Annotated in this window: 15 protein-coding genes; 1 reads left to right on the top strand and 14 read right to left on the bottom strand. The window is 56.8% G+C overall.

The annotated features are described in order from the left end of the window. From DDA898_RS12360 to DDA898_RS23230, 14 genes are all read right to left on the bottom strand, one after another. A partial coding sequence (locus tag DDA898_RS12360; protein WP_038911325.1) for a phage tail-collar fiber domain-containing protein occupies positions 1 to 914 on the bottom strand: 914 nt, incomplete at its 3' end. 359 nt (positions 915 to 1,273) lie between these two features. Next, positions 1,274 to 1,885, bottom strand: a complete 612-nt coding sequence (locus tag DDA898_RS12355; protein ID WP_038911324.1) for a phage tail protein I — start codon at positions 1,883 to 1,885, stop codon at positions 1,274 to 1,276. Beyond that, positions 1,878 to 2,786 (bottom strand): baseplate assembly protein, encoded by a 909-nt coding sequence (locus tag DDA898_RS12350; RefSeq protein ID WP_038901387.1) that lies wholly within the window; start codon positions 2,784 to 2,786, stop codon positions 1,878 to 1,880. The genes DDA898_RS12355 and DDA898_RS12350 overlap by 8 nt, the downstream gene beginning before the upstream one ends. Before the next feature lie 4 nt (positions 2,787 to 2,790). Further along, positions 2,791 to 3,141: a GPW/gp25 family protein gene (locus DDA898_RS12345; RefSeq protein WP_038658004.1), complete on the bottom strand. Its 351-nt coding sequence runs from the start codon at positions 3,139 to 3,141 to the stop codon at positions 2,791 to 2,793. Next, entirely contained in the window at positions 3,138 to 3,779 is a 642-nt protein-coding gene (locus tag DDA898_RS12340; RefSeq protein ID WP_033111903.1) for a phage baseplate assembly protein V, read from the bottom strand. Before DDA898_RS12340 ends, DDA898_RS12345 begins: the two co-directional genes overlap by 4 nt. 147 nt (positions 3,780 to 3,926) lie before the next feature. After that, positions 3,927 to 4,589 (bottom strand): hypothetical protein, encoded by a 663-nt coding sequence (locus DDA898_RS12335; RefSeq protein WP_038911323.1) that lies wholly within the window; start codon positions 4,587 to 4,589, stop codon positions 3,927 to 3,929. A 427-nt stretch (positions 4,590 to 5,016) separates the two neighbouring features. Next, a complete protein-coding gene (locus DDA898_RS12330; protein WP_038911322.1) occupies positions 5,017 to 5,478 on the bottom strand; it encodes a phage tail protein in 462 nt (153 codons plus the stop codon). Positions 5,479 to 5,553: 75 nt separating this feature from the next. Further along, on the bottom strand, positions 5,554 to 5,757 hold the full coding sequence (locus DDA898_RS12325; RefSeq protein WP_038911321.1) for a tail protein X: 204 nt from the start codon (positions 5,755 to 5,757) through the stop codon (positions 5,554 to 5,556). A gap of 573 nt (positions 5,758 to 6,330) precedes the next feature. Then, positions 6,331 to 6,552 (bottom strand): hypothetical protein, encoded by a 222-nt coding sequence (locus tag DDA898_RS12320; RefSeq protein ID WP_038911320.1) that lies wholly within the window; start codon positions 6,550 to 6,552, stop codon positions 6,331 to 6,333. Positions 6,553 to 6,615: 63 nt separating this feature from the next. Beyond that, the gene (locus tag DDA898_RS12315; protein WP_038911319.1) at positions 6,616 to 8,742 is read right to left on the bottom strand and encodes a replication endonuclease; all 2,127 of its coding nucleotides are present in this window, start codon (positions 8,740 to 8,742) and stop codon (positions 6,616 to 6,618) included. A 96-nt stretch (positions 8,743 to 8,838) separates the two neighbouring features. After that, a complete protein-coding gene (locus DDA898_RS12310; RefSeq protein ID WP_013318204.1) occupies positions 8,839 to 9,063 on the bottom strand; it encodes a TraR/DksA family transcriptional regulator in 225 nt (74 codons plus the stop codon). Next, positions 9,063 to 9,278, bottom strand: a complete 216-nt coding sequence (locus tag DDA898_RS12305) for a DUF2732 family protein (RefSeq protein ID WP_033111901.1) — start codon at positions 9,276 to 9,278, stop codon at positions 9,063 to 9,065. Before DDA898_RS12305 ends, DDA898_RS12310 begins: the two co-directional genes overlap by 1 nt. Before the next feature lie 119 nt (positions 9,279 to 9,397). Next, on the bottom strand, positions 9,398 to 9,946 hold the full coding sequence (gene repB / locus DDA898_RS12300; RefSeq protein ID WP_042318392.1) for a phage replication protein B: 549 nt from the start codon (positions 9,944 to 9,946) through the stop codon (positions 9,398 to 9,400). Beyond that, complete coding sequence (locus DDA898_RS23230; RefSeq protein WP_152490685.1) at positions 9,943 to 10,413, bottom strand: hypothetical protein; 471 nt, start codon at positions 10,411 to 10,413, stop codon at positions 9,943 to 9,945. Before DDA898_RS23230 ends, repB begins: the two co-directional genes overlap by 4 nt. Positions 10,414 to 10,537: 124 nt before the next feature. Here DDA898_RS23230 and DDA898_RS12295 point away from each other — a divergent pair, with 124 nt between their 5' ends. Beyond that, entirely contained in the window at positions 10,538 to 11,380 is an 843-nt protein-coding gene (locus tag DDA898_RS12295; RefSeq protein ID WP_038911318.1) for a phage repressor protein CI, read from the top strand. The last annotated feature ends 45 nt before the right edge of the window (positions 11,381 to 11,425 follow it).

Here is an 11,425-nt window from a genome sequence, read left to right as displayed (position 1 = left end):
GCCCCGCGCCCATCATCCCAGCCACGAATAAATTCGCCGCGCAGATCCGGCAGGACGCCGCCGGGGTACGCCAGCGCCAGTTTGGGGAAGGCGTTTTTGTCGAACGCCTGACCGTTGCATTTCAGCCAGCCGGCCGGTGGCGTCGCCTGCGGCCAGGGCAGCGGGATGCCGGCCAGGTCGGCGCTTTTCAGCACGTCGCTTAAACCCAGGTTTGCGAGAAAAGCGGATTTGTTAGCGATGTCGGCGCCGTTCTGCTCTTTGAGCAGAGCGACGTTTTTGACAAACGCGGTAGTCGCCAGCTGTGTGGAGTTCACACTTTTCTCCGCTGTTGGCGCGGTGGGTGCGCCGGTCAGCGCCGGACTATTGAGTGGTGCGTACTGCGGGTGAGGGTTGGGGGCTGCAAGATGTGCGTTGAGTTGAGTGTCGGCGTAGGCCTTGACCTGAATGGCGCTATCATCGACGTATTGACGAGTGGCCAGCACCACCGCCGGGTCAATCTTCAGGGTAATGGCTTCGGTCGTGCTGACAATCAGGATCATGCGCACGGTTTGCACCCGGCCGGACCCTTCCTGCAACTGCGGTTTATAGGTTTCGGCGCAGTTTGCGACAGCGATCAGATCGCCGTCGCTGTCGTACAGACCGATTTCGCGGATCCACCAGCCGCCTTCATTCTCAGGAATTACCTGCTCGGCCATGATCTGGTTGGTGTTTTGCGGGTCGATGCTTAGCGCGTTGAGCGCGGCGCGGCGTTTCTCATTGACCAGTTTGGTTTGAGCGGGTGTCGGCGTCGGCAGGCTGCCGCCGCCATCACCCACCGCCATTTGCGTGATAGCCAGATGGCTACCCAGCGCGGTGGCGTTAGCCAGCTTCGCCGCGCCGGTGTTCGTCAGTAAAGCAAAGTATTTTGTACTCATGCAGATTACTCATTTTGTTGACAGGAGAGGATGCCGCAGAGCGGCATCGGAGAAGCCGGGCTGGCCGACGGGCGATGACCAGCCGGTATGCCCGGCTGTGGGTAGGCTGTGTCGCCGGATATCTGGGTGCGGGCGCAGGCCCAAAGGCGTTATCAGGTTATGGGCGCTGCACCGGGGTAGGTGCGCGCCCGCGTCGGTCGTGAAGTGCGTTACCCGGGGCACAGCCTGGGTAGAGGTAGTATGCGAAGTCGGCGCTGTTGGCGCATCCGGCGGGCGTTGTTAGCGGGGGGAGACAACATCCGGCGGCGATTCAGCCATAAAAAAAGCCAGCGCAGGCTGGCTTAGAACGAGAGGGAAAATCAACCACCGACGTAGATGTCATCAATCAGGTGAATCGCCGCCCCATTGATCTCTTCGCCAGAAACGCTGATGGTTTCCGGGAAATAGGGGTAGATGGTGAGTTCGTCGCCGCTATAGGCGCCGGCGCCCATTAACAGTGGGCCGGAACTGTCCAGATTGATGTTTAACCCCAGCATCTGGCGGCTAACCGGTTTGGCGTCGGCAATCAGGCGCTCCAGCTCCTGAAAGGACTCTTCGGTGATCCCGGATTCCTGAATACCGATATCCAGCCGGAAGGTGCCGGGAGTGTCGCCGGTTTGCCACCATTCCTTGATGCGAATCAGGTATCCCAGCGGTTCAACGACCCGGCGCAGCGCGCCGATGGTGCCCTTGTGGCGGTGGATAAAGAACGCGTCCCTGATGACCTTGCGTTTGACGGTTTCCGTCCAGCTTTCATCCCAGCGGTCAACCGATAGTGTCCAGGCCAGATAAGGCAACAGCTCGACCGGGCAGGTATCCGGATTCCAGAGTTGGCGCAGGGGAATCGGCACGGTTTCCAGGCTGGCGCCGGTGACGGCAACGGCGTGTTCCAGCGGCGATGAACCGGGCGGCAGCAGGGGGCTTTTATTCATCCGTTCCCCCCAGCGTCAGGGTATAGCCGGTGCAGTGCGACGCCTGAGTATCGTCCAGCACGATATCCGCCGCCGGACGAGCCAGTTCTACCCGCTGAACCCCTTCCACATGCAGTGCGGCGTAGATGGCGGAACGGCGGATATCACGGCCCAGTCGATGCTGGGTGCTGACGTAACTCTGCAGTTTCTTCTCGGCAGTGGCGCGGATAGGTTCGGCCTCCGGGCCGGGATACAGGTAAAGCGTGGCATTGATATCGTAAGGAACGATCACTGCCGATTGGACGGTAACCCGGTCGGCCACCGGCCTAACGTCTTCGGCATTGAGCGCCGCATTGACGGTGGCGATCAGCGTATCGCTGGCCGTACCGTCGTTTTCCCGCGACAGGACCGACACCAGCACCTGAGCGGGACCGGGGCTGATGACCGAGATATCCGCTACCTGACCGCTGGCGCTGCGCCCGTGGAACTGGTAGGCGCCGATGGAGCCGGCCACGCTCAGGCCTTCGTAAGCCTGCTGAATACGCAGGCGGAAATCGGTATCGGACTCCATCACGGCGGCGATCGGGGGAACGGTGGTATTGTCAGCCGGGGTGATCACCAGTCGGGAGACGTTGACGTTGGCGCCCAACTGGTCCAGATCGTTGCCCTGAGCAAACGCCAACATCCCGGCCTGAGCGGCTTCATTGATGCGCTGGCGCAGCAGCAGCTCGCGGTAAGCGTTTTCCTGCAGCAGTTTCACCATCGGCTCCGATTCCAGCGTCAGGGCGCGCGCAATGGCTTCGCGCTCGTCGGCGCTGTAGAGCGACAGCAGGGTTTCTTTGCGTGTGGCGTACAGGGTTTCATAATCCAGCGTTTCGACCACGCTGGGGGCGGGTAACTGACTTAAATCGATAAGAGGCATGATCTCAGCTCACGGGAATGGTTAACGAAAGGGATGTGCCGTTGCCGGCCAGGGTGCCGGAAATATCCACAATCAACTGGCCGTCGTAGTGGCTTTCCATTGCGATGGACGTCAGCGTCAGCCGCGGCTCCCACTTCAGCAAGGCGACATAGCAGGCCGCCTGCACCTGTAACTTCAGCGCGGGCGTTTGCGGTTGGTCGATCAGGGTGGAAAGCAGCGAACCGTAATCGCGCCGCATGACCCGGCTGCCTTGCGGGGTGGTCAGGATATCGCGCACGCTTTGACGCAAATGTTCCAGATCGCTGAGGCTGCCGCCGGTGTTGCGATTCATGCCGGTGTATGACGTGCTGGTCATAGAGGTCCTCCTGTTGTGCCGCCGCCATTTTGTACGCCGCTATGCTGATGGGTATGCACCACCACGCCATTGGAGGAGAAGCTTCCCCCCGAGTGGGTGACGCTGCCGGTAATGCTGCCGCCTTGCTGCACGTCGATAGTCTGGGTGATTAATTTGTGCGTACAGACGACTTCCGGGGTGTCCAGCGTGATGCGTTGGCTGGCGTTGACGGTGACGTTTTTCGTGGTGACGGTCACCGATTCCGATGCGACGACCGTCGCGCTCTTGATACCGGTGACCGTCAGCGCGCCGTTGGCCGGCTCGTATTCCATCACCGCGCCATCAGGGAAGCGGATGTGGCAGGCATCCGCAGAAGCCGATGGGGCCGGATGATGTTCGCTGTAAATACCCGGTAAGACAAATGCCGTATTGAGTTCGCCTCCTATTGCAAGCAATAACACCTGTTCACCCACCGACGGCGCCCACCATTCGCGGGAACTCCCCGCACGACGGGACAGCCAGTGGAGCCATCCGGTGACCATGCCACCGGTCTGCACGCGGCAGCGTGCCTGTTGGGTATCGACCTCGGTGATGACGCCGATACGAATCAGGTTACGCAGCGCGCGCTGGATTTCGGAGAGATATTCGTATGTATTCATGGTGGGAAGCATGCGTCTTCCCGCGCAGTGAGACAATTCGCCGTGGTTGTGTGGCGGATGGCCCCACCGATCTTTGCACCACGGCCTTTGCATTGCGATCCTGGCATCACGGTAACACGCCGTGGCGTGGCGCACCGGTGTAAGGCGTCAGTGTTGTGTCGGGTTCGGTTTGTTGATGAACATGTGCGCCAGGTAAGGGGAATCCTGGCGGAAAAACGGGGTAAATGGCACACAGGTGTGGGTACTGCGACGGCTGTCGATAATGAGCAGATCGCCCCGTTTCAGATTGAGCCATTGCATGCTGTTTTTCAGCAGCGGGTCGAACTTCAGCAACGCATATCTGGCGGGCGAGGTCAGGGGATACGCCAGGTCAGGCGTACAGGTCAAAAAGGGGTCGCGGTCGGCGCTGAGGAGACTGAACGGCGTTTGCTCCTGGCTGATGGCGCCGGGGCGCAGCGTATACTGCGGCAGGCATAATTCGATGCGGGTTTGCCGGTCCATATGCGTAATAACATGACGAAGGCTGGCGATGCCAACCAGTATTTTGAAGACGGACGTTTCACACCGGCAATACAGCAGCAGAAAGTCGGGCTGGGTAAACACCGGCGTTGGCGAATCCGCTCTGGCCGTCAGCAATCCGTAAGAAGAGAAAATACTGGTGAGCTGCGGTGACGCGCCGGGAACGGCGGTCGGGCTATACGGGTCGCCCAAATGACCGCCGAACAGAGTAAGCAACTTTCTGAACTTTTCACCATTGCCGCCGCAATGGGAGATGGCGTTTTCAGGCAGAGAAGGGCGAATATCTTCCATGATTTTTGGGTAATAAAGAAATCCTTCATTGTTACCAAAATGTTTAAAATGGAGTAATTCCTTTCGTATATTACGTGGCAAACTTCGGCTGTTATCCAATGGTGTTTCCCTTCAGTTATTCAATCCAAAAGAGAGTGGATGAGGTAATAGCGTCAGCAGGTTTTCGCTGATGAGGCATAGAAGGTAATAGGGTATTACTGATTAATCCCCGGCGATAACAGTAGAAAACGATTTCTGAAATAATTTGCGATGAAGAAAATAAAGAAGGCGTGTAGGTAGATCGGAGATAAAGTTTATTATGAAAATTACGGGATGGAAATAAATAAGATGAAAGTTTTAGATCATGAAATAATCATTACTTATAGTTTCTCAGGAAAAAAGGCCGTATTCACAACGGCCATCACGAAGGAAATGATATCTAGAGGGGTCAGTTCCCTTTCCACTGACTGACCGGTTCACCGGCGATATACAGTGCCGTGGGCCGGCTAACCGGTTCGGGCGGTGTTGGCTCCGGTTCATAATGCACCTGCAGGCTTTGATTCTGTTCATTGACCCGGTTGCGCTCAGTCAGGTTGAGCCGTACGGACAGCGTGCTGGTGTTATCCGCGTTGTTGTCGATCGTAAAACTGATGCCTTTGTTGCGGATACTTTCACGCGTTAGCAGGTCCGGCTGATTCTGACGCACCCAGAGCAGCAGGGTGACGAAAAGGGTGTCGGGATTGTCAGAGAAATTAGTCAACGTCAGCAGCAACTGATAGCGGTATTCAAACGACAGGGACGGCTCTTGCAACGCGGCGATTTCCCCCTCCTGGATCCGAAACTGTAACGCATTGCCCAACGCGGGTAGCGCGCTGGTCAGTGCAAGTTTGAGGCTTTGTGGTTTTTGCATGATAAGGTTCCTGGTGTGGCGGCGATCTCCATGTGTTATCAGCCGAAGGCAAGCATGGAGCCTGATGATCCGGCATTATTCCCAGATATTGACGCTTTCCTGTGAGCCGGAAGTATTCATATCGGGCAGGGTGACGGCGGTGCCGTGCGGCAGAATCGGGCCAAGGTCCGCAAGCCCGTGGTTGGACAGCATAACCGTTTCCACCACGCCTTGCTTGCGGCCGTAGTAGCGGTAACAGAGCGCGTCCAGGGTGTCGTCCTGATGGGCGTAAACTTTCATGTGATACCTTTAAGTTCAGATAAAAAGATCGAGTAAAACGGGTTATCTCGGGTCCTTTATCCTCCAGAGGAACGATAGCGGTCGCAATGCGGGAAAGGCGTTGGACGGATGACACAACAACAGGCGGAAAATGGTGTCAGGGGTGTCTGGTTAGCATGTCCCTTGTTTATTGTTCGCGCGGCTTATTATGGTTCTTTTAGGGTGCCCGCTTATTATGTCCCCTGCCGATCCTTGCTGGCAGGGGATATTGTACGTTAAAGGTACCGGGAAGGCCGGGGGTAATATCACTACCAGACGTTTTTACATGGGAATACCCTAATTCCGTACTGCTGTGTTAAAGAAAAAACATGACCAACGAACAGGTTTGCACTGAGTCAGAATTAAAATTTATACCAAAATGTATATACCGGCTTTGGCCAGTCAGACCTTTTTATTGAACGGTCTGGATACGAAAAAAATTTTGCTGCGTATTAGTCGGGCGTGTTAGCCACAGAGAAAATCCATTAATTTGCACGTGCCTCTGGCTATCGGCCAGGGAATTTCACGTCGGTCATTATTATCCATCGAAATCCCTTACAACATTTGTTGTTCGAACCATGCTTTAAGCTGCTGTCCATCACTGCTGTTTTTCAGAAACTGTTGATAATCACTGTCCGGGAGTTCGCCGTGAGATAAGTCGGCGATCAACGACATGGCGATTTTCATTTCTTCAGGATTGCATTGTGATATCAATGATATATCGGCAATTAATCGAATCCTTGACAAGGTCAGCTCTCTGTTTTCAGTCTGTTCCACGGTACCTCTTCCATTGTGAGACTGTATTTATATACAGTACTTTATTCAGTAATATTCGTCAACTCATAAGTGCAGGACCTGTTTGCCCATGATGCGCTTTTCATCAACGGCGGATATAGCTTTATTCCTAAATTCATCAATCAGTTGGCCGTCAATTTTCACGCTGGCGCCGCGCACCAACGCCTCCCGTTCCCAGCGTGAGATATCAATACCTTGCTGGCTCAGGCGGGGGCGCAACGACGCCAGTCGATCGCGCTGAAAATAGGTTAGCCGCGCTGAAGGAACGCGAGGAATATCGCGAAATGGGTAAGGGAGCGCGTCGGACGAAAACGCGCCCCCACAGTTATTGACAGAACTCCAAGGCAGAGCCGGGCGACGGCCGTTGGCAACATCGCCGCCGGCGTGGTGTTTGGCCACGATTTGCCATTCGTCCAGCCGGGTGGTGAAGACACGCTCGCGACCGCGCTGGGCGGAAAAAATACCGATGGTGCGTACGATAGTTTCATCGTAGGCGTTCAGCCGTTCGCTGGCGGCTCTGGCGACACGAACCGACTGGCGTTGCCTGGCGACATTCGCGCCGCCCTGCGCTTCGATATAGGCCGCGAAGTCGCCGCGATCCGCCGCAAATCTCACCACTTCGGCCTGTTCGCCCAGTTCGTCCTGCAATGACCGGCTGCGAATTCGACGGCATTCGCGGTACGCGCCAATCGTGGGCAACCCGATGAAATGGAATTGCGGAATGCGCCAGAGCGAGGCCCAGGCCGAGGCGGCGGCGGCCATCTCTTTTAGCGGCTTTCCGGTTTCGTGGTCTGCTTCACCGTCGAGCGCATAGCCATCGATATTTTTGGCGATGTATTTGGCGACGTACGCCGCCGCGCCGCCCTTGTTGATGTGCTTGCAGTCAAACCGGCGGTTATGCGCCACCGTGCGCTCGCTTTCACCAGGCTGGGCATAGCGACGCAGGATCTCGACGATCGCCTGACGCTGTGCGCGTTCGCAATACAGCATTATGTGCCAGTGCGGCGTGCCGTCGTGATGGGGTTCCACGACCCGTAATCCGTAGATGTGCAGTTTACGGTCTTTGAGCGCGGTACGGATTTTTCCCCATAGCTTGACCAGATAATGCTGGGTCATTTTGGGCGAAGGGCAGTCCGGCATCCATCCGGTGTTGACCAATACTCGCTCGTGACCGCGAGTACGGGTGGGATGGTAGTGGCCGGGAGCGGTGAATGTCACCAGCATACCGATGTGGTGGTGTGCGGTCGCGTAACGCTCAATACCCGCCAGCATGGTCATCAGTTCCATTCGGCGAATTTCCGGGTTGGCGATACTGCCCATGACTTTATCGATCAAATCGACCCGCTCGCCGTTGCGGGTATTCTCCAGCTCGCGACTTTTCAGAAAATCCAGCGTCGCCAGACGGCGGTAGCGGATATCCTGCAATGCCTGGCGGCTGAGAAAGGGAGACGCGGCCCGGCTCACCTCGCCGCCGGCAATCCACAATGCCTCGCGCCAGCGGGCTCGCTGAATCTTCAACTGGCGTTCCCACCAGCGGGGGTTGACCAGCCGCATAATGCCGGCGCACGCCTGTTCCAGCGTGAGCGTTCCGTTCTGATGGCGATGCCAGTGGGCGGGCGTCACGTTCAGGGCTTGCGCCAGTGTCGCTAACCGACCATAGATGCGCGCTTGTGTTTCATCGTTGAATAACGTCGCCTGAGCATCGCCGGGACATTCCTGCAGGTAGCGTTCGCAGTGGGCATGGTAGGCATCGTTCATGTGGGCGGCGATGCGGCCGGCGAACGCGCGCAGCACCTTGTCCGGCATATCCGGCAACTGGTGATACTGCTCCGCTTCGCTGATGAAGCGTGAAGATAAGGCCGTGTTCATCCGGTAGCGGGCGTTGACGGCGTCGATTCGGGGCCAGAGCCGCCGCTGAACCACCGATAACAGGTAGCTGAACGCGGCGGCCAGCCCCTGATGCTGCTTCAGATAATCGAAGCGACGGCGGAAATGGCCGGCCAGAAAACGCGGCAGCAACGCCAGCAGATACAGTACCGCCTGTCCCTGCTGCAAGGTGTCCGCAGACAATGCGCTGGATTCGGGCAGTATGGCGGGGCGGGGCGCATTCCACGGGTATGCCCAGCGGTCGCCCCGGTTGTCGGCGTTTTTTTCGGTTTCGTCAGACGTCATAACCAGCCAGCGTTTACCTACCCGATGAATGTTTGCCGGATTACCGGCGGGAATAGCCGCAGATCGACCCTGGCTTGTCAGTCAGTGAAAACATGCTCAGGACGGTGAACGGTAGTGACGTTGTTTCTGTTCGCGAATTTCCTGGCACGCCACGCAGCACGTCACCCCGGGGATCGCCTGACGGCGGGCTTCGGGAATCGGCGCATCACAGTCCTCGCAGACATGGGCGGTGTGAGCGACCGGGGCTTTGCGGGCATGGGCGATTTGCGCATCCAGCAGCATGGCTTGCTGCTCCTGGGAAATGTCCATACTGTCTGCCATTAGTGCGCCTCCCAAATCTGGTGCCGAATGTTTTCGGCTTCCTGTTGTAGCAACGCCACCAGTTCCTGAGCGGACAGCTGTTCCTGCCGGGCGTGTTGCGCCAGCTGCTCCAGATGCTCGCTATAGCGATGAGCAAGGTCGGTACGCCAGACGTCATTTGGGATATGCCGCCTGGTAAGGGACGACGTCTTGTGATTCGTTTGTGTATTTTTCATACAATTTCCTGATGTTAAGCAGCAACAAGGCGGACCATCCTGAACGGTGGCCTGTGTGCTGGCGGTTGAGTTAACGATGTCGTTTTTACTGACGCGATCTGCCGTCAGCGAAACTGTCGTCAACGCGAATGGTGTTCGGCGCTGAAATAGTGTTCGGCGTTGAAATAGTGTTCAGGTCTGATGCTGGTCAGAATGTCCGGCGCCTCGGCAAACAGGCTATGCAACTCGCCGAGGGCGCGGTTAAGCGCTTTCGCCCACTGGCAATCCGACTCATCAATGCGCCGCAAAGGTTGATCGAATTCCTGGGTCGTGAGCCCGGCATGGAAAAACAGCGTGCGTCGTTCGCTGAGGGTGAGGACCCGAACCGAGTACAGGAGCTGGCCTGGCTCCTGTTTTTCCGGCAAGTCGAATGCGCTACGCAGTTCATTCAGCGCGCTGACGATTCTTTCGCGCGCCATTTCATCCATCTCTTCCAGTTGATAGACACACCAGCGGTGGTGCAGCGCGGCATGAAAACACAGCGTGCGGCGATAGCGTTCGGAGAGCCGCCGATAAAAAACGCACGTCTGCGCCCAGCGCGAATCCGCGAAGTGTTTTCCGATCAGCGCCCGCAAATTGGGCGGCAAGGTCTGCAGATGTTCGGCGGTAAAGGCATAATGGGGCTTCATGATGACGCCCGTTTACCATCGCGGCCGTCAGCCTCCGGCAACCGACGCGAAATATCCGCTGAATTCGAATTTCCGAACTTAGTGTTAAAATCATTGCCGCCATTCACAACGGTTGAACGGCTGTACTGCGCCGATGGCGCTCGGGCGGTGATGAGGCTGGAAAAAACGGCTGTCGTCGTAGCAGTGATGAATGCCGTTTTTGCATTTGCAAAATTGCGCTGAGGCACGATGTGGGCAGACTGGATCCATGACGTGCTTGTGCGGCAGGACGCACGCCGCGTCATGGGGACTGACGCGGCGTTATATACCGCGCTGCGCAAGCCGGTGAAAGAAGTTAACGCCCGGTCGGGTATAGCATGAAACCGTTGGTTGACAGCCAAAAAGCTGATTTCTGCCACTGCGGATGAACTCGCTGCGGTAGGATTTTCCTCAGAAATGTGCGTTAGAATTGAAATCTCGTCCGACATAAAGCAATATCTCCCCCAGGCCAGGGTGTTCTATGGTGTTACATGTGCTGTGTAGACACTATAAAACACGTAACGTGTATATGTAAATACTCGTGAGGTGTTTTTGAATACAAATAGTAATGCCGTGTCTGCGGCCTTCGTGCTTGAGCGCATCATGTCAAGCTACGGAGTAAAGACTCAGAAGGAACTGAGCGAGGTGACTGAGATACCTACCAATACAATCAGTAACTGGGTTCAGCGAGGGAATGTGCCGGGTAATATTATTTTGAAGTGCGCGCTTGATACCGGAGCGGATGCCGGATGGCTGGTCACCGGGGAGTTCGCAAATGCGAATGTGTTTACGTATAAATCGCCGCTGAAAGGCAAAGCGCTTTATGAGCAGATTCTGTCATCGGGCGGCAAGGCTGTACTGCGTCGTATGCTTGATGCCTATGGCTTCAGCACGCAAAAAGAGCTGGGCGATCTGCTGGGCATCGCGCCCGGTACGATCAGCACCTGGATTCGCCGCGATTTCTTTCCGGGGGATGTGGTGGTCACCTGTGCGCTGGATACCGGTGTGTCGCTGGCGTGGCTGGCAACCGGTAGAGGTTCGCCGCAGCAGAATGACGCGCCCGTCAGCCGTCACGACGACAGCGGCATTTGCCTGATCCCGCGTAATCTGTTGAAAACCGGAAAACTGCAGGATGCGGGTGAGTGGAAGGCGGATCCGCAGTTTATTCCTGCGGGATTGCATGCGCCTCTGCTGGTGGAAGGGAGTTCGTCTTCCTGGCTGGTGGATACCGGAATTACCAGTATCAGCAATGGTCGTTGGCTGCTGGATATCGACGGCAAGAGCGACATCTACGATGTGGCGCTGTTGCCGGGGCGTAAAATGCAGGTCGAAGGCGGCGGCTCACAATTCCAGTGCGGGGTGGATGAGGTCACGCCGCGCGGTGTGGTGGTGCTGACGCTAACCCCCAGCTTCTGATATCCGAACACCCGGTGCGTGCAGGCTGCGCCGGGTGTTCCCATC

It is taken from the genome of Dickeya dadantii NCPPB 898 (assembly GCF_000406145.1).
Lineage (GTDB): Bacteria > Pseudomonadota > Gammaproteobacteria > Enterobacterales > Enterobacteriaceae > Dickeya > Dickeya dadantii.
This window is presented reverse-complemented; position numbering and strand designations above follow the sequence as displayed.